This window comes from Bradyrhizobium sp. CCBAU 65884 (assembly GCF_028128835.1).
Classification (GTDB): domain Bacteria; phylum Pseudomonadota; class Alphaproteobacteria; order Rhizobiales; family Xanthobacteraceae; genus Bradyrhizobium; species Bradyrhizobium ottawaense.
The window spans coordinates 86,757-104,429 of the sequence record NZ_LBJU01000119.1 but is presented as its reverse complement, the minus strand read 5'-3'; the positions used below and the strand labels follow the sequence as shown (position 1 = coordinate 104,429).

The window sequence follows — 17,673 nt, the reverse complement described above, 5'->3', positions numbered from 1 at the left end:
CATCGACGCGTAAGTGTTGATTTGGAACGAGGAGGATGCCGTGAATACAGGCACGAAGGACATTGTGGACGCCGTTATCGTAGGCTCCGGGCCGAGTGGAGCGATCGCGGCTCGCCGGCTGGCGGAGGCTGGATTATCCGTCGTTTGCCTCGAGCAGGGCGAGTACCCGAACTACACGTCGATCAATTTCGACGAGCCGACGTTCGAGCTCAAAAGAGACCAGGTGTTCAGCTGGTACCCGAACAGGCGTATGAATGCGGCCGACTATCCGATCAATGACGAGGAGTCCGACGTTGCCCCGTTCATGTGGAATGGCGTGGGAGGAAGCTCAGTGATCTACGCCGCGGCGTGGCATCGCTTTCAGCCGAGCAATTTTCGCGTCAAGACCTTGGATGGGGTCGGTGCGGACTGGCCGCTGACCTATGATGACCTGGCTCCGTACTACACGCGGGCGGAGGAGCAAATGTCCGTGTCGGGAGTGGGGGGAGATCCATCCTATCCGCCGTTCGATCCACCGCTCCCGCCCATGCCGATGGGCGTGATCGACAAGAAACTGTTCGCAGCTCACAAGCGTCTGGGGTGGCATATTTGGCCTGGCACCAACGCCATTGCCACGGTGAAGCACAACGGCATGAACCCGTGCGTGCGGCGGGGTGCATGCATGGCTCCGGCCTGTTTCGACGGAGCGAAGGGGTCCGTCGACCGGACGCATTGGCCCACGAACATCAAGCTCGGTGTGAAACTTGTGCAGCGGGCGCGCGTGTCACGGGTCGAAACTGACGCATCGGGTCTCGCGACCGGCGTCACCTATGTTGATCGTGAGACCGGCAAGACGCATTTTCAGGCGGGACGGATCGTCATTATCAGCGCCAACGGTATCGGCAGCCCGCGGATCCTGTTGAACTCGCTTAGTGCGAAGTTCCCCAAGGGTCTCGCCAACAGCTCCGATATGGTTGGACGCCACTTGATGATGCATCCCCACGGCATGGTGATGGGCCTGTTCGATGATCACTTCGACAGTTGGCAGGGGCCGACTGGACAGAGAGCCTATTCGCAGCAATTCACAGAGACGCAACCCGGCGTCGGGTTCGTACGCGGCGCAAAGTGGCAGCTCATGGGTACGGGCGGACCGCTCGGGACGATCGGCGTCTGGCCGTGGGGTAAGCGCGCGGGCTGGGGCGCAGAGTTCCACAAGACCATTCACAAGCGGTTCGGTCGCTCCGCGATGTGGTCGATTATCGGCGAAGATCTGCCGAATCCCGAAAACAGGGTCGTGATTGATCCGACGTTGAAGGACGCGGACGGAATTCCGGCGCCGAAGGTCATCTACCGGTGTGACGACAATTCCCGAAAATTGGTCAAATGGCACGAGGAGCACGCCGCGATTTCGATGCGCGAGGCGGGGGCGTACGAGACCGTTATCGCGCCGGACTCGCGTGAAACAGGCTGGCACATTCTTGGGTCGGTTCGCATGGGGGCGGACCCCGCCACATCGGTGGTCGATGGATTCGGACGTGCCCACGATGTCCCGAATCTGTTCGTGATGGATGGCAGCGTGATGCCGACATCGGGGCCGGTAAATCCAACCGGAACGGTGGCCGCACTCGCCCTGCGCAATGCCGAAGCGATCGTGAACAGTCGTCGCGATCAGAAAGTCTCATCGAAAGTCGCCTGAGGAGCACCTTTTATGTCCACTACGTACGAAGAGATCCGCGCTCAGCTGGGCTGGCTATGCGATGCCATGATCCCGGGGGACCGTGAATTGGGTATGCCCTCCGCAAGGGCCGTCGGCGTTCTGGAGACGCTGCTCCCGCGCGCACTGAAAGCACGTCCGGATCTCGCACCACGGTTCTACGAGATCGTCTCCAGGCTGCCTGCGGAGAAGCCTCGCGATCCGCTCGCGTTCGTCAATGCGATTCCGGTTGAGGAGATGGATGTCGTCGGTCGGTTCGTCGCGGGCGCGTATTTTTCGGGGGAAGAGGTATCCAAGAATCTCGGATTCACCGGCTTCCAGGCGCTTCCCATGAATCCCGACTACGACGAGATCATGGAGACGGTCGAGCCCATCATTGCCCGGGGGCCTTGCTACGTTAAGGTCTAGGTCAAGTCGCTCCGGACTGTGAAGGGGCAGGCGTCGTCCACGTGCGGCTGGCGTGTCAGTTACTGCAATCCGGTCCTGTCGCCAAAGTCCTGTCGCCAAGTGCATCGGGCACAGGCGACGAAAAGTCGTTTCGGCACACGCCTCAGTTCAAACTGTCAAAGAAGATCGGAGAATTCGACCGATGAAGATTCTCGTCGCGGTGAAGCGCGTGGTCGATTTCAATGTCGCAATCCGTGTTAAGCCCGACGGCTCGGGCGTGGATATCGGCAACGCGAAGATGTCGATGAACCCCTTCGATGAGATCGGCGTGGAGGAGGCGGTGCGCCTCAAGGAAGCCGGAAAGGCCACTGAAGTGGTGGTTGTTTCGATCGGCCCTGCCCAGGCCCAGGAGACGCTACGCACGGCGCTGGCCATGGGAGCCGACCGGGCCATTCTGGTCAAGCACGAGGACTATGTGGAGCCGCTTGGCGTCGCCAAGGTGCTCAAGGAAGTCGCTACGACCGAAAAGCCTGACATCGTGATTTTGGGTAAGCAAGCCATTGACGATGACTGCAATCAAACGGGCCAAATGCTCGCCGCGTTGCTGGGCTGGCCACAAGGTACGTTCGCCTCGAAGATCGACATAGAGGATTCGACGTTGACCGTCGTGCGCGAGGCGGATGGCGGCCTGCAGACCGTCAGGCTTAGGATGCCGGCTATCCTTACGACGGATCTCCGGCTCAACGAGCCGCGCTATGCATCGCTGCCCAATATCATGAAGGCAAAGAAGAAGCCTTGCGCCGAACTGACTCCAGCAGACTACGGGGTTGATGTTAAACCGCGCCTCAAAATGGTGAAGACGGAGGAGCCGTTAAAACGGCAGGCAGGCGTGAAGGTGGCCTCGGTGAGCGAGCTCGCAGCAAAGCTCAAGGAAACGGGTGCGATCCGATGACCGTTCTACTCATCGCGGAACATGACAACGCGTCGCTAAAAGAAGCGACTCACAAGGCACTGTCCGCTGCCGCCAAGGTAGGTGGCGATATTCACGTACTCGTGGCGGGCTACCGGGCCGTGGCAGCTGCGGAGCACGCGGCAAAGTTGACCGGCGTAACGAGGATTCTGCATATCGACGCTGCGGAGCTCGAGCGTCCGCTGGCTGAGCCAATGGCGGCGAATATAGTCGCGCTCGCGGCCGATTACGATCACATCGTCGCGCCGGCCACCAACAACGGCAAGAACTACATGCCGCGAGTGGCCGCGATGCTCGATGTCATGCAGGTGTCTGAGGTGTCGGACGTGAAGGCTGCCGACATATTTGTCCGACTGATTTATGCGGGCAACGCCGTCCAGACGGTCCAAGCGACCGACCCGAAGAAGGTGATCACGGTGCGTATCGCCTCGTTTCCGCCGGCTAGCGAGACCGGGAACGCCGTCGTCGAGCGTAGAGACGCCGTTTCTGATCCGGGCCTATCCTCCTACGTGGGCGAAACCATCTCTCGATCGGACCTGCCTGAACTCACTTCGGCCAAGGTTGTCATTTCGGGCGGACGGGGCATGCAGTCCGGCGAAAACTTCAAATTGCTCGAAGCGGTGGCGCGGAAGTTGAACGCCGGCGTGGGCGCGTCCCGTGCGGCCGTCGATGCGGGTTTCGTGTCGAATGACTATCAGGTCGGTCAAACCGGCAAAGTGGTGGCCCCCGAACTCTACATTGCGGTCGGCATTTCCGGCGCCATTCAGCACCTCGCTGGCATGAAGGACTCTAAGATTATCGCAGCGATCAACAATGATCAGGATGCACCCATATTTCAGGTGGCGGACTTCGGCCTGGTTGCCGATCTATTCGAGGCCTTGCCAGAATTGGAAAAGGCGCTGTGAGGATGCTGGAGTTTTGCGGCGAAGAAGGGACCTGGATGGACAAGTCCCTTCTTTCAGGCGAGGTGTTGAACGGGTCGGTATCGATCACCTTATGACATGCTTCTGAAGCAATTTGGCTTGCTGGGGCATGTATGCGTTTCCTTCGCCACAGCGAACCAAGCCATCGAGGGTGTGATAGATACCAGCGGCGATTAGATGGGAAGCGCCGAGTTCATCAGCCATCTGATTGTAGTAGGAGAAATCCTTGCAAGCATTTGCCACTGTGAAGCGAAGCTGTTCGGTCTGTTCCTTTTGAATGTAAGGAATGAGCCGATCGAGCGCGACGCCGGCGCCGCCACCGCGGCTCAGGCAGTCCACAAGAGCGGCCATTGATACGCCTCCTTTGGCGGCGCAGGCCACGGCTTCCGTGATCAATGTGACGGTGCCGAGCGATACAAAATTGTGAAGCAGCTTGAGCTGGTGCCCTGACCCGACGCCGCCGGCGTAAAAGATGTTTTCCGCGAATGACGAAAGTAGAGGCTGCAAGGACTCGACCACGGCGGCGTCCCCGCCAACCAGGAGGTTGAGCCGGCCCTCTTCGGCCTCTTTCGGAGTGCGCGTCATTGGAGCGTCCACAAAGTTGCAGCCTTTTGCGGAGACCAATTCCGCTAATCTCGTCGTCGAGCTCGGAATTGCTGTCGAGCAGTCGATAAGAGTCGTACCGGGGCCGAGGGCATCAAGTACGGCGCCGCTCCCAGTCAGGACATCCTCAACTTGAGGAGTGCCCGTAACGCACAGGATGAGAACGTCGGATGCTCGCGCGAGGTCTGAAGCTGAAGGCCAGCCCACCGCGCCCTTTGCATCGAGATCGTCCGTGGGTTGATTGCCCGCGTGTCTTAGATAACTGACCTTCCATCCTCGGAGGAGGATGTTCTTGGCAATGCCGTGCCCCATCAAGCCGATTCCGATAATACCGATCTGTTTCTTCATATCTCCTCCTCTGTGGACGCGAAACTCGCCGCAACCGCTGCCGATGTTTCTAGTTCGCTGGCGGTCCCGAATGCGCTGGCTCGCGGATGAACTACGATGGCGAGGCAGATCTGCGCGCAATAGCGTCGATCCGGCGATGTATTCTGTCGTAGTCCTCAGCAATGCGTCTTGCTGCCTCGACAACCGGTGCATCCACCATCTTCCCGTCGATCCCGTGAGCGCCACCGTGGCTTGGCGTGAGAACCGCGCGGGCATGCTCGAGATCTGCTGATGGAGGGGCCATGCCGCGTAGCGCCGGCACGACCTGCTTCGGGTGGATCAGCAATTTGCCCCGAAAGCCGAGCTCTCGCGCCGCGGACGCATCGGCCTCGATTACTGACTCATCTCCTATCGAAGCTGTCACCCCATCCAGCGGCCCGGCCCCACGGGAAAGCGCCGAGGCGAAGACGACTTCCGACCGCGCCGCCAGCAGGGCGCGCGCCGAATGGGCAGCTCCAATCGAATTCGCGTAGTCGATCGATCCGAACGCCAATCTCGTGCACAGAGGTGCGAGAAGGCGCGCATTGGCGATGCCAGTAGCCGTCTCAATCAGACCCACCGTGGCGCGACCCGGAAGCAGGTCCGCAAGGCGCGAGACGTCCTCGGATTGCTCCGTTTTGGCGAGCATGACGCCGATCGAGCTTGGCAGATCCTCAAGGAGACGGACATCATCATCGTGATCCGCCGTTCGAGGTCCGTTCATACGAATGATGACCTCGCCGGGAAATTTCTGCGTTGGAAGAACGGCGCGGAGCGCTCTCCGGGCAGCGGCACGATCATGTGCCGCAACTGCATCTTCAAGATCAATAACGATCGCGTCGGCGCCGGAAGAAGCCGCCTTAGAGAAGCGGTCAGGCCTCGTAGCGGGCACGAACAAGGCAAGAAATGGGTCGCTCATCGTCATGTTCCACCCAAAGGCGCCGCCGCGCAGGTTCGGGCAGCGTTAAGCATCCGCTTGGGCGACCGCAACATCAAATCGGTGACCACTGTTATTGCGAAAACCAATGACTGTTCTCGATAGGGTAAGTCAATAGCACCTATCGGCACAATGCAGTTGCGGAGAAGGCAATTGAGCCACAGTCTTCGGGTACAGCAATGGAGGCGACGTACAATGACGGATCTCTCTAACATCATTGTCGTTGCCGTCGAGCACGCCGTCGCCGCACCTTATGCGTCCGGCAAACTCGCTGACGCCGGCGCGAGGGTGATCAAGGTCGAGCGACCGGAGGGAGACTTCGCCCGGACATATGATGCGCTCGTGAATGGCCAGAGCGCCTATTTCGTCTGGCTCAATCGCGGAAAGGAATCGATCGCGTTGGATTTGAAAGCGACCGAAGAAAAGGCGCTTCTCAAGAACATGTTGAGACAGGCCGACGTCTTCATTCAAAATCTAGGTCCCGGGGTGATCGAGTCGCTCGGTTTCAGTGCCGATGAACTCCTGATGCTCAATCCGCGGCTGGTCATTTGTAATATCAGCGGCTACGGCCGTGAGGGGCCAAGAAGCGAGCAGAAGGCCTACGACCTCTTGATACAGGCAGAGACAGGCCTTTGCGCGGTCAATGGGATCCGTGATGAACCCGCGCGTGTTGGCGTTTCCGTCTGCGACATCGCGGCCGGCATGACCGCCTACCAGGCAATCCTTGAAGGCTTGCTGGGGCGATCGAGGTCTGGAAAGGGTCGTGTGATCGACGTCTCCCTCTATCACGCGATGGCTGATTGGATGAACGTCCCGTTTCTGCAGCACAAGTACGGACAGTTTACGCCAATGCGACTTGGGCTAAGGCATCCGTCTATCGTGCCGTACGGGAAGTTTGCTTGCCGAGATGGCAAGGACGTCCTGATATCTGTGCAAAATGAGCGTGAGTGGAAGTCTTTGTGTTCCGATGTCTTGGGAGCGCCGGCGCAGGCGCTCGCTCCGGGGTTCGAGAGCAATAAGGTTCGGATCGAGAACCGAGATCAGGTCGAAACGTGGTGTGCCGAACAAATCCTAAAGCTCGATTCTGAGGAGTTCGTCTCACGCCTGTCACGAGCGCGCATCGCCTTCGGACATTTCTCGGAACTCAAGGATCTAATCGACCACCCGCAAAACAAGTACGTTACCGTGGCGACTGATGGTGGCGACATCAAGCTCCTCGCGCCCGGTAATTCGGTGCGCGGCGAGTCGAAGTGCTATGGCGGGGTCCCCAGCCTCGATCGCGATGGCAATAGAATAAGAGCCGAATTTTCGCTGGATCGCGTCCGGGTCGCAAGCAATGGATGACGCCAGTAATTCGGATCGCCAGCACGTTGACCCTGGGAACCAGGGACGCTCCAGAGCGCCACTGATACCAGATGGTTGGACGAGCGGATCGTCTTCATTCTGTCGACGGCATCATTACCTTCGGCTGTTCCCAGCATTGCAGGCACAACGCCTAGGCAGACAAGCCTTGGAGACGCATTTGTCGAAAGCGGTATGATCGCCGCGCTAGCCTGCTTGTCGTGCTAAAAGCGATTACCGCGCGCTCGTTAATGTGACGTCCAGGTCGTCGAAGTGGTCGCCGCGCGCACAGGCAATAAAGAAGCCCGGCGGAGGTGTGCCGGGCTCAAGTCAGTGGCACCCAGGAGGATGCACGGGAGAAACAGCGAGAGGATGCCAGCCAAATGGCTCTCGACCAATTGGTAAATCATTCTCGTTGCCATAGACGTTTGCAATACGTCCTACAGTTTGGATCGAAATCTACGCGACCTCGCCGGGCCAATCTCGTGGATCGAATTGCCATCTACGTCGAGGGCAACAGTTACGGGCATGTCTTCGACTTTGAATTCATAAATGGCCTCCATCCCCAGATCTTCAAATGCGACGAGACGCGACGATCTAATTGCCTTGGCCACCAGATAAGCAGCACCTCCGACGGCGACCCACGAGGCCGCACAATGGCTTTGATGGCTTCGATCGCCAGCGGGCCTCGCTCTCCCTTTCCAATCATTGCGATGAGACCTGTCAGCGCGAGCATGATCTCCGTGAACTTGTCCATCCGGGTCGCGGTCGTTGGGCCAGCCGGGCCCACGATTTGGTCTCCGACCGGATTTACCGGACCGACATAATAAATGACACGATTGCGGAAATCGGTCGGCAATAGCTCATCGCGGCGCAGGAGGTCGACCAGACGTGCGTGGGCGGCGTCGCGACCGGTTAGCAAATGGCCGGACAGGAGCAGGGTTTCGCCTGGCCGCCATTGCGCAAGGATTTCGGGAGTAAGGATATCGAGGTCGACCCGTCGAGCTGCGTGCGCGGTACTGTCGAGAGTGATCTGCGGCCAGTCCCCGAGATCGGGAGGGTCAAAACCTTGCCGGTCCTCCTCCGTGAAGCGAAAAGTGAATGTGACGGTTGGCGGCGCACTGCGGCACAAGTCCCACGGGCAAAGAAGCCGCATGAGAGGGGAATGTCTTAATTTTTACATCGACAACCGTCGTTAGGCCTCCCAAACCCTGTGCGCCGATTCGAGGGCATTGATTCCCTCATAGAGTTTCACGCGCATCTCCTCCTCCGGTGTCCTGGGACCAGGTAGGAGAAGGTCGGACATGTCGATGGGCTCAAGCAGGGATTCCTTGGCAAGCAAGAGCGACTTCTCGCAACTTCCTCCGATTCCAACTCCGATGATACCAGGTGGACACCAACCGGCTCCTAAGCGGGGAACAGGTATCCAATATCCAGTCCACGACGGAATCACTTGGATTGAGCGTGACGAACCGTGCCTTATTCTCCGACCCGCCGCCCTTCGCACAGAGTGTGATGTCGAGGTGTTCGCCGGGAACGAGTTCAGCATGAACTACCGCCGGCGAATTATCGTGCGTGTTGTTGCGCGCGAATAGTGGATCGAACACCATGGACGCTCGCAGCGGATTGTTCTGATCCGTGTAGGCAAGTCTCACGCCTTCGTCGATCAACTCGGAAAGGCTTCGAGCCGTCGCAAATCGCGCGTTCATACCGACTTTGACGAACGCACTGACGAGCCCCGTATCTTGGCAGAGGGGCCGCTTGCCGAGCGTCGGACATCCTCGAATTCACGAGAATCTGAGCGATCGCGTCCTTGGCCGACGGGCTTCTCTCGGCTTCATAGGCGTAGTCAGGTGTCGAATGTAGTCTGGCGGATGGTAGTAAGAAATATACTGAAGAGCGTCCGCGACGCTGTGAATGATGTCTTCCTCGGCAATGGGGGCGGTCATAATTGGTCTTTTCCTCGAGGAGGCTCAAATGCTGACGGAGATTGCTCAGTTGGGGATCCGGCCTAACCACGGTCGGGACTTTCATCCTCTCTCCAGGTTTTCGCAGTTGACACCTTCGGCACGGCTCTTACGACGTCGATGACGGTACCATCCCTGTACTCGACAACAGCGACGATCCTATTGTCCTCGACGGCAACCGCGTTTGGTGGGCCCGCCTTGCGCGCTGCCGCGTCCCTCAAGCATTCGATCGAGACCAGAGGCACATTCGCGCATTTCAGCCGATCGAGCAGGTCGGTGCGCCGCGGATTGACCGCGACACCAGCTTCCGTGACGACGGCGTCGACCGACTCTCCCGGAGTCGTCAACGTTTTGACGCGATCCACTATCTTCGGGACGCGCCCGGCGGTTAGTTGCGTGGTTATCAATGTGAGCTTGGATCCGGCAGCGGTATCCGCATGTCCGCCGGATCCTCCGAGGATCATTCCTCCATTTCCCGTTGTTACGTTGACGTTGAAGGCTACATCGATTTCAGCAGCGCCAAGGATGACAGCGTCCAGCTGGTTCACGACACATCCGCGGTTGTGTGGGTTGGCATACATTGAAGCCGACATGCCGTGATGAGCCGGGCTGCGGCGGTAGGATGCCACGGCTTCGAGATCGAAGGCCTGAACATCGAGCAACGCACGAAACAGGCCCACATCGAACATTTGGACGATCCCGCCGGTAATGCCTCCGGAGGCGAAGCTGCCTTGCACCTTGCGACGGATCATGATGTCTCGAAGATAAGTCGCGGCGGCCAACGACACTCCGCCGGCACCGGTCTGGAAAGAGAATCCCTCGTTCAGCAATCCCGATGCCTCGATTATCCTGGCTGCCATCTCCGCAATCTGCAAACCAAGAGGATCGCTTGTCAGACGGGTAGTTCCGGACACAATCTGCTCGGGATCGCCGATCGAGTCGACGGCGACAATGAAGTCGACGCAGTCTTGCGAAATTTCTATCGGCGTCGCGGGGTACGGGACCAGATTGTCCGTAATCGCAACGACTCTATCCGCATATTGAACGTCAGGAGCAGCATAGCCGAGCGGGCCGCAAGCGGCCCTGCCGTTGACACCGTTGAGATTCCCGTATTCGTCGGCCGTTGGCGCAGCAACGAACGCTACGTCAATGTGAAGTGCACCGGACTCGATGCAGCGCGCGCGCCCCCCATGCGTGGACATCAGTACGGGCTTAGCCAGCTGACCCCTCGAGACTGCATCGGCAAGTGGGCCATAGATGGTACTTGCGGCCAGTCCACTGACGACTTCGCGTTGGATGTGGTCCACAAGAGGAGCGTGAACGGGAAACAGCGCGCTTGCCGCCACCGTGATGTCTTTTAGACCCTTTGCCGCAATTTCCGAAAGCACCAAGTTAAGGACACGATCGCCGTTGCGAAGATGATGATGGAAGGAGATGGTCGCGCCATCGCGAAGCTCACATGCGTCGAGAGCCGCCCTAACACTTGGTAGGGTCTTTGGAACTCCAGGCGAGGCGCAACGAACCACGGTAGCGGCTCGCGATATAGGGCCAACCACTTGCAATGCTCCGGCGAAGGGCTTGGCGCGGCCGTAGCCTTCTATGGAACTTGGTACACCTCGTCCAAGGATGTCCGACATCTGCAACTCCTATCGGGTAGTGCGGACTTGGCCTAACGAGGACGATTACCAGTGTGCCGAAAACCAAGGTGTGAGTTGCCATATCCAATGTGGCTGAGAAAGAGCGAATTCGCTTGAAGAGCTAGAGCAAATACCAATGGCTGCGATGGGTGGGCGCTCACATCGGCGCCCATCTCGCAGAGACCGCGACGCATCCACTCCGCCGCGGTACCAAGCACTCACCATCCCGTGCCTCCCTCAGCTCACGGTACACAAGGCCATCGACACTTGCGCCATTCCGATTTCATTACCGGACTGCGCCCAATGCCCATACGACTTTAGATGATGCACGGCTCTACTGCGAGGCGATCGTCAGGTAGCATCAGCTTCGAAATCAAGAGATACTCGAGCTAATCATCCGTACTTAGGGCGCGTACGCATAAAGTCACGACAATACGGGGCGTCAGGACAGTTGTCCGCGCAGTTCCGGTTAGGTGATCAAGCGGATTTGCAGCGTGACCATCCCTTCATTTTGGGACCGTCCCGTATGTTGAGAGCAAGAAGTGTAATGTTTGTTGCGCCCGCGACGAGCTCGATCGCCTGCACTGCATAGAACGTGGCATCGAATTCTGCCGCCTGAACCTTCGACGCAAGGAAGAGCGCAGACGGAACAAGAATCAGGATGCCATTTCCTGCAATGAATGGCATGCGCTTGAATTTGGCGCCGATCAGCCCGGCCCGGCGCCCCTTTGCCAAGATGACACCTGAACCACCGGTCGCAGCGAGGGCCGGAATCAGCCAGAAACCCCACGGTATGGTGCTCTTAACCGCTGCAATTGTGGCATGGGATGCGAACAGCTCGCTGAGTACCGTCGATAGCCAAAATGTGCCGATCGTTGCGATAGCCAAGGCGCCAGCGACACCTGCTGCCGCTTACGGGGATCGTCGGCACATAAGCCGCCAATCTGGTCACGCTCCACCCGACCAAAAGCCTCCGGGCAACTGACCGCCTCGTGTGGAGAGGTTCCACCTTTCTGCCGCGCGAAGTCTGCCGGCTTGACAAGGACCAACGGCAGGCATGGTCGGCGAACAAGATTATTATTGAATCCTGCTTTGAGTCGTGATTGTTATACGTCAATCTTGCGGAAAAATTGCCCAATGTACTATGGCAATCCTAAGGCGGAGCGTCTCGACGATAATCACGGCGCAGCCGGCCTCGGTCGCGACTTTGCACGAACAGGAGATGTCGCATGGCGGAATCGCGTACTGTTGCGATTATTGGCGGGGGCGTAGTCGGCGTGAGTTGCGCCCTCATGCTGGCGCGGGAAGGGCACAGCGTCACCGTGGTCGAGCAGGGGCGCATCGGCCATGGCTGCTCTTGGGGCAACGGTGCTCAATACAACGCTGGATCGGCTCTGCCTATGGCTCATCCCGGCGTCATGTGGCGTGCGCTGCGCTGGTTCGCTGACACTAACGGCGCGGTGCGCCTCGCCACGCGCGAGTTACCGCGCACCTTGCCATGGCTGGTCCGCTTCCTGCGTACTGGACGTCCCGGGACGTGGGAGGCGGCGTATGCGGCGTTGCACGCTCTCAACCATCCGTGTGCCGCACTGTATCGCGATATGCTCGGCGACACCGATTGGAAACGATTGTTCCGGCCGAACGGTGCGCTCCATGTGTGGCGCGACGTATCGCTCAGCGCGCTGGATGAGCGTGTGGACAGTCTGCGGACGAAGCATGGCGTGACTTTTGAGAGGCTGAGTGCCGGGCAACTGCGCGAATTGGAGCCAGCTTTATCCCACGACTACAAGCGTGGGATATACTTTCCAAACAGTGGTCATGTGACGTCACCTCCGGGACTGGTGGAGAGCCTGATGGAGCGAGCCGCTGCGCTTGGCGTCTCAATTCGGACCGCGCGGGTTGAGGCCATAGAGCCAGGTACGGAAGGTGTAACGCTGCAGACGAGTACCGGTCCTCATTGCTGCGACACGGTGGTTATCGCAGCAGGTATCGCTAGCCGCGATCTGGCCGGCTCCCTGGGAGTTTCCCTCTCGATGGCCAGCGAGCGTGGCTATCACATCACTATGCCCGGTACGTTCGGTGCCATCAGCCGCCCCGTCACCGACGCAGCTTCGGCCTTTGTTGCCACGCCGCTCGACGAAGGGCTGCGCATCGTGGGCATCGCCGAATTCGATGCGCCCGACGCGCCGAGTGATGCGAAGCAGAACAAAAAGCTGCAGACATATGCCCGCGCAATGCTGCCGGACATATCCATCACCCAGGTGACTGACTGGATGGGCGTAAGGCCATCGACGCCAGATAGCCTCCCGATCATCGGTCCCCATCCGAGGCACGCCGCTATCCTGTTCGCCACTGGCCATGGTCACATGGGCATCAGCGGAGCCCCCATGACCGCGGCCATTATCTCGGATCTGGTCGCGGGCCGCGCGCCCCGGATTTCAAACGCGCCTTATCGGCTGCGATAAGGCTGCCCGGCAGCAAGTTTATTCTTGCACGGCTACCTGAATATTGATATGTGACAATTGTAAATTGACATAGTTCAATACGAGGAGGTCTCACAATGAGCCGTTGGGTAAGTGCGATCGTCGCTGCTGTGATTGGTGCGGCCATGCTGTTCGGGTCGGGCTCCGTACCCGCCCGAGCCGAGGATCCGTCCTTGGTGCTCAATCGCATCAAGGCGAGTGGCAAGTTGAAATTTCCGGTGATGGTTGCGGAGGAGCCCGGCTACATCAAGGATCCGCGCACCGGCGAATGGTCCGGATTCTTCGTCGACTGGGGCAAGGATATCGCCAGTCTGCTCGGCGTTCAGATCGAATACTACGAAACAACCTGGGGCAATCTTGCTGCCGATTTCCAGGCCGGCAAGGTGGACCTTGCGGTCGCGCTGAATCCCAATCCCCGCCGCGGTCTCGTTATCGACTATGTGCCAGGGTCCATCGTCGAAGGCGTCTGGGCGCTCGTCGCACGCCCCGGCTTCGCGCCGAAGACCTGGCGAGAGATGGACAAGAAGGAAGTGCGGGTCGCCGTGCAGAAGGGCGGCACCATGCAGGTGATCGCCGAATCCGTGATCCCCAATTCCACCATCGTCGTAGTGCCCTCGCGCGATCAAGCAGTTCTGGAATTGCAGTCAGGTAAGGTCGACGCGATCATCATCGCCGACCAGGACGCCGCGCTTCTCGATTCCAAGGGCGTCGGCAAGGCCGTGGTGCCCACACCGGTCTTGCGCAACCCGGCGACGATCGGCATCCGCCGCGAAGCTGGCAACGAGGGATTCTCCAACTTCTTGGCCAACTGGATGTCGCAGCAAAATTCTCTCGGCCTCGCCTGCTCGCGCATCACTCGCTACATGCTCGAGCGCGGCATCGACATGAAAGTGGTTCCTCAGTCCGGCAAGTATTGCTGACGCCATGCGCACGAGCCGTCTCTTCACCGTCATCGACAGCCACACCGCGGGGCATCCCACCCGAGTGGTCCTGGCGGGTATCCCACCGCTGCGCGGGCAGAGCGTGCGCGAGCAGCGGGACGATTTCCGCAACAACCATGACGGCTTGAGAACGCTACTGCTCCATGAGCCACGCGGGCATGCCGCCATGGCGGCGGCGGTGCCCGTGCCCTCCCGCGAGGCGGACCAGGGATTGTTCTTCATCTTCTCCTACGTCTACGCCGACATGTGCGGTCATGCCACGATCGGCTACATCGCCAGTCTCGCTGCTATGCGAGCCCTGCCGCAGGGCTTCGAACAAAACGGCATGTCCATCGAGACACCAGCGGGTATCATCCACGTGACCGGTACGTTCGAGTCCGGCCGGCTGACGTCCGTCCTACTACGCAACGTGCCCTCCTTCGTGCTCGCCTCCGACATTGTTTCCGAGATCGAAGGCCTCGGCAGTGTGACATGCGACATTGCCTATAGCGGTATCACGTATGCACTAGTCGACGCGAACCAAGTCGATCTCCCGTTCGACATCGACCATGCCAGCCGGTGGTGCCGCGCGGGCATTGCCATCAAGGAAGCGGTAAATGCCCGTAGCGGAGTGCCGCAGGTCGGCAGCGTGCTCTTCTATCATTCCATAGAGGGTGGCGCCCGACATCTAGTAGTTCTGGCCGGCAACAAATTCGACCGCTCGCCCTGTGGCACTGGCACCTCCGCCCGGCTGGCCCAACTCCACGCGCGCGGGCAGTTGGCGATTGGGGCCTCATATCGAGCCGAAAACATCCTGGGTGTGCCCTTCCAAGCCAAAGTAGCGGGCTTGGCCAAGGCTAACGACGGCAAACCCGCTGTCATTCCGGAGGTGCGTGGCATGGCTCACATCAGCGCATTCTCCACCCTCGTGCTGGAAGCGGACGATCCGCTGCCCGCAGGTTTCCTTCCCACCTGACGGAGAGCGCCATGAAATTCGATCCGTCCATCGTCTTCGCCAATTGGGACATCCTTGCCTACGGATTGCTCGTCACTCTGAAGTACACGATTTACACCTGCGCTATCGGACTCGCGATCGGTCTGCTTGTGGCGCTGCTTCAGCTCACTCCTTGGCCACTCTTGCGCTGGACCGGCCGCGTCTGGGTCGAGTTCTTTCGCAATATCCCGCTGCTGGTGTTGCTTATGTGGACCTACTATGCGCTGCCAATCTTCCTTCAGATCCAGATCGGCAAGGAAACGGCTGGCATTCTTGGTCTCGGATTCTATGCCAGCGGCTTCTATGCTGAGATCCTGCGCGCCGGAGTCCAGTCTATCGATCGTGGCCAGACTGACGCCGCCGTTGCGCTGGGCATGGGGTACTTTCAGCGCATGAAGCGGATTATCTTGCCGCAAGCGCTGCGCCGCATGGTGCCGCCGCTGATGGGGCAGACCATCATGCAGCTCAAAAACACGACCCTTCTCTCAGTGCTGACCATTCCTGATCTGCTCTATCAGGCGGGCTACATTGCCAGTTTCACCTACCGCCCGATGGAGGTCTATACCGTTATCGGCGCCGTCTTCATCCTCTTGCTGTTTCCGCTCAGCGCTCTTTCGCGTCGGTTCGAACGTAAGGAGGCCGCGTAATGACCGCAACATCCACCGAAGTCGTGCTGAGCGTACGAGGCATCGAGAAGTCCTACGGGAAGAATCATGTGTTACGTGGCGTCGATCTTGACGTGCATCGCGGAGAGGTGGTCTGCCTGATCGGCGCGAGCGGTTCGGGCAAGACCTCGCTGCTGCGTTGCATGAACCTATTGATGGAGCCAGACGGGGGCGAGATCGTCATCGAGGGGGCCCCACTTTTCCGCAGCACCGGAGCCGAGCGACTCAAGCTCTCTAGCAGGCAGGTTAGTGCCGTACGTATCAAAACCGGCATGGTATTCCAGAGCTTTAACCTGTTCCCTCACCGCACGGCGCTAGAGAACATTATCGAAGCCCCATTGGTGGTGAAGAAAGTGCCGCGCGCCGAAGCCGAGGCTCGGGCTCGTGAGCTCCTCACTCGCATGGGTCTTCCTGATGCTGGGCATAAATACCCTTCGCAATTGTCAGGCGGCCAGCAGCAGCGCGTCGCAATCGCCCGGGCGCTGGCTATGCAGCCCACTATTATGCTTTTCGACGAGCCGACCTCGGCGCTGGACCCGGAACTGGTGGGCGAAGTGCTCGCCGCTATCCGCCAGCTCGCCGCCGAGGGAATGACCATGGTCATCGTCACTCACGAGATCGGCTTCGCCTACGAGTTGGCCGATCGGGTGGTCTTCATGGACCAAGGAGTCGTCGCGGCTAGTGGCGCTCCGCGTGAGCTTCTGCTGTCGAATGCCAATCCGAGGCTTGCCGCATTCGTCGGACGCTTCACGGAACAGGCTCGTCTTCTCGGTCCGCTCGCCGCGCCGGCGACCGCAACTCCAGCTACATCTTCCAACAAAGGATAACAGATCATGGCCGATGCAAATTGGGCCGGTATTTTCCCCGTTCTCGTCACTCCGTTCGGAGCCGACGGCTCCATCAATGAGACCCGATACAAGGCGCTCATCGACGACGCTATTGCCAATGGCGCACAGGGCGTCGTCGCGGCTGGTAGTACCGGCGAATTCTATGCGCTCACCAAGTCTGAGCGCGCGCGCCTTTACAAGTTGTCGGTTGACCACGTGGCTGGCCGCGTCCCCGTCTTGGCGGGCGTCGCCGACCTCCGTGTCGAAGATGTACTGGAAGCTTGTCAGTCAGCTGTCGCGGCCGGCTGCGCGGGCGGTATGATCCTTCCACCTATCTACGCCATGCCGAGCCCGCGTGAGATCGTGGCCTTCTTCGAGTACATCTCCCGCAATACCTCACTGCCGCTGATGCTCTACAACAGCCCCCGCCGCGCGGGTATCGACATCACCCCGGCCCTTGTTGAGCAACTCTCTGCCCTGCCAACTGTCGTCGCTATTAAGGATAGCTCCGGCGTCATTACTCAAGTGACAGAGCTTGTGCAGCGTGTCGGAAGCAGACTTCGTGTTTTCGTCGGTTACGAGACAATGATCGTGCCGGCCCGCGCAGTTGGCGCTCATGGGGTCGTGGCCATGGCGCATCAAATCGCAGGGCCGTTGATCCGCGACTACTGGGACAAGGCTCTGAGTGGCGATAAGGCATTGGATGATCTCGGCCGCGACGTCTTCGCCTTCTACCGTTGCTTCCAGTCCGGCTCCTATTACGCGGCGATCAAAGAGACCATGAGCCAGCTTGGTCGGAGCGCCGGTGGCCCGCGCCTACCGTTGCTGCCGTTGGCAGACGAACAGAAGGCGGCCATCGCGAAGATCATCGCCGAAGCTGGCCTTACTCGCTGGGCCAAGGCCTAACGAGACAGTCTCGACTCAAGAATTCGGTCCATCGGGCCCGCGCCTAAAGGCGTC

At 59.4% G+C, this 17,673-nt stretch carries 15 protein-coding genes and 1 pseudogene; 11 read left to right on the top strand and 5 right to left on the bottom strand.

What is annotated here, in order from left to right; translation table 11 throughout:
- The first annotated feature begins 40 nt into the window (after nucleotides 1-40).
- From XI03_RS20800 to XI03_RS20785, 4 genes are all read left to right on the top strand, one after another.
- On the top strand, nucleotides 41-1,675 hold the full coding sequence (locus XI03_RS20800) for a GMC family oxidoreductase (RefSeq protein ID WP_271593111.1): 1,635 nt from the start codon (nucleotides 41-43) through the stop codon (nucleotides 1,673-1,675).
- Between the two features lie 12 nt (nucleotides 1,676-1,687).
- Nucleotides 1,688-2,101 carry a hypothetical protein gene (locus XI03_RS20795; protein WP_271593110.1) on the top strand — a complete coding sequence of 138 codons (414 nt, stop codon included), beginning with the start codon at nucleotides 1,688-1,690 and terminating at the stop codon, nucleotides 2,099-2,101.
- Nucleotides 2,102-2,282: 181 nt separating this feature from the next.
- Nucleotides 2,283-3,032: an electron transfer flavoprotein subunit beta/FixA family protein gene (locus XI03_RS20790; protein ID WP_271593109.1), complete on the top strand. Its 750-nt coding sequence runs from the start codon at nucleotides 2,283-2,285 to the stop codon at nucleotides 3,030-3,032.
- A complete protein-coding gene (locus tag XI03_RS20785) occupies nucleotides 3,029-3,955 on the top strand; it encodes an electron transfer flavoprotein subunit alpha/FixB family protein (protein ID WP_271593108.1) in 927 nt (308 codons plus the stop codon). The genes XI03_RS20790 and XI03_RS20785 overlap by 4 nt, the downstream gene beginning before the upstream one ends.
- Before the next feature lie 84 nt (nucleotides 3,956-4,039).
- On the opposite strand, the gene XI03_RS20780 is transcribed toward XI03_RS20785, so the two are convergent.
- Together XI03_RS20780 and XI03_RS20775 are read right to left on the bottom strand one after the other, a co-directional pair.
- A complete protein-coding gene (locus XI03_RS20780) occupies nucleotides 4,040-4,924 on the bottom strand; it encodes an NAD(P)-dependent oxidoreductase (RefSeq protein ID WP_271593107.1) in 885 nt (294 codons plus the stop codon).
- A 91-nt stretch (nucleotides 4,925-5,015) separates the two neighbouring features.
- The gene (locus tag XI03_RS20775; protein ID WP_271593106.1) at nucleotides 5,016-5,861 is read right to left on the bottom strand and encodes an HpcH/HpaI aldolase/citrate lyase family protein; all 846 of its coding nucleotides are present in this window, start codon (nucleotides 5,859-5,861) and stop codon (nucleotides 5,016-5,018) included.
- A 213-nt stretch (nucleotides 5,862-6,074) separates the two neighbouring features.
- On the opposite strand from XI03_RS20775, the gene XI03_RS20770 reads away from it, so the two are divergent.
- Nucleotides 6,075-7,223 (top strand): CaiB/BaiF CoA transferase family protein, encoded by a 1,149-nt coding sequence (locus XI03_RS20770; RefSeq protein ID WP_271593105.1) that lies wholly within the window; start codon nucleotides 6,075-6,077, stop codon nucleotides 7,221-7,223.
- A 437-nt stretch (nucleotides 7,224-7,660) separates the two neighbouring features.
- On the opposite strand, the pseudogene XI03_RS20765 reads toward XI03_RS20770, so the two are convergent.
- From XI03_RS20765 to XI03_RS20755, 3 genes and pseudogenes are all read right to left on the bottom strand, one after another.
- Nucleotides 7,661-9,169: pseudogene (locus XI03_RS20765) on the bottom strand (fumarate hydratase).
- Nucleotides 9,170-9,231: 62 nt separating this feature from the next.
- Complete coding sequence (gene citF, locus XI03_RS20760; protein WP_271593104.1) at nucleotides 9,232-10,824, bottom strand: citrate lyase subunit alpha; 1,593 nt, start codon at nucleotides 10,822-10,824, stop codon at nucleotides 9,232-9,234.
- 477 nt (nucleotides 10,825-11,301) lie between these two features.
- The gene (locus XI03_RS20755) at nucleotides 11,302-11,712 is read right to left on the bottom strand and encodes a hypothetical protein (RefSeq protein WP_271593103.1); all 411 of its coding nucleotides are present in this window, start codon (nucleotides 11,710-11,712) and stop codon (nucleotides 11,302-11,304) included.
- Between the two features lie 341 nt (nucleotides 11,713-12,053).
- Between XI03_RS20755 and XI03_RS20750 the strand changes: the two genes are divergently transcribed.
- From XI03_RS20750 to XI03_RS20725, 6 genes are all read left to right on the top strand, one after another.
- Entirely contained in the window at nucleotides 12,054-13,289 is a 1,236-nt protein-coding gene (locus XI03_RS20750; protein WP_271593102.1) for an NAD(P)/FAD-dependent oxidoreductase, read from the top strand.
- 95 nt (nucleotides 13,290-13,384) lie between these two features.
- Entirely contained in the window at nucleotides 13,385-14,227 is an 843-nt protein-coding gene (locus XI03_RS20745) for a transporter substrate-binding domain-containing protein (RefSeq protein WP_271593101.1), read from the top strand.
- A gap of 4 nt (nucleotides 14,228-14,231) precedes the next feature.
- Entirely contained in the window at nucleotides 14,232-15,203 is a 972-nt protein-coding gene (locus tag XI03_RS20740; RefSeq protein WP_271593100.1) for a proline racemase family protein, read from the top strand.
- Between the two features lie 11 nt (nucleotides 15,204-15,214).
- Nucleotides 15,215-15,868: an amino acid ABC transporter permease gene (locus tag XI03_RS20735; protein ID WP_271593099.1), complete on the top strand. Its 654-nt coding sequence runs from the start codon at nucleotides 15,215-15,217 to the stop codon at nucleotides 15,866-15,868.
- Nucleotides 15,868-16,713: an amino acid ABC transporter ATP-binding protein gene (locus tag XI03_RS20730; RefSeq protein WP_271593098.1), complete on the top strand. Its 846-nt coding sequence runs from the start codon at nucleotides 15,868-15,870 to the stop codon at nucleotides 16,711-16,713. The genes XI03_RS20735 and XI03_RS20730 overlap by 1 nt, the downstream gene beginning before the upstream one ends.
- Nucleotides 16,714-16,719: 6 nt before the next feature.
- Nucleotides 16,720-17,619 carry a dihydrodipicolinate synthase family protein gene (locus XI03_RS20725; RefSeq protein ID WP_271593097.1) on the top strand — a complete coding sequence of 300 codons (900 nt, stop codon included), beginning with the start codon at nucleotides 16,720-16,722 and terminating at the stop codon, nucleotides 17,617-17,619.
- Nucleotides 17,620-17,673 lie beyond the last annotated feature (54 nt).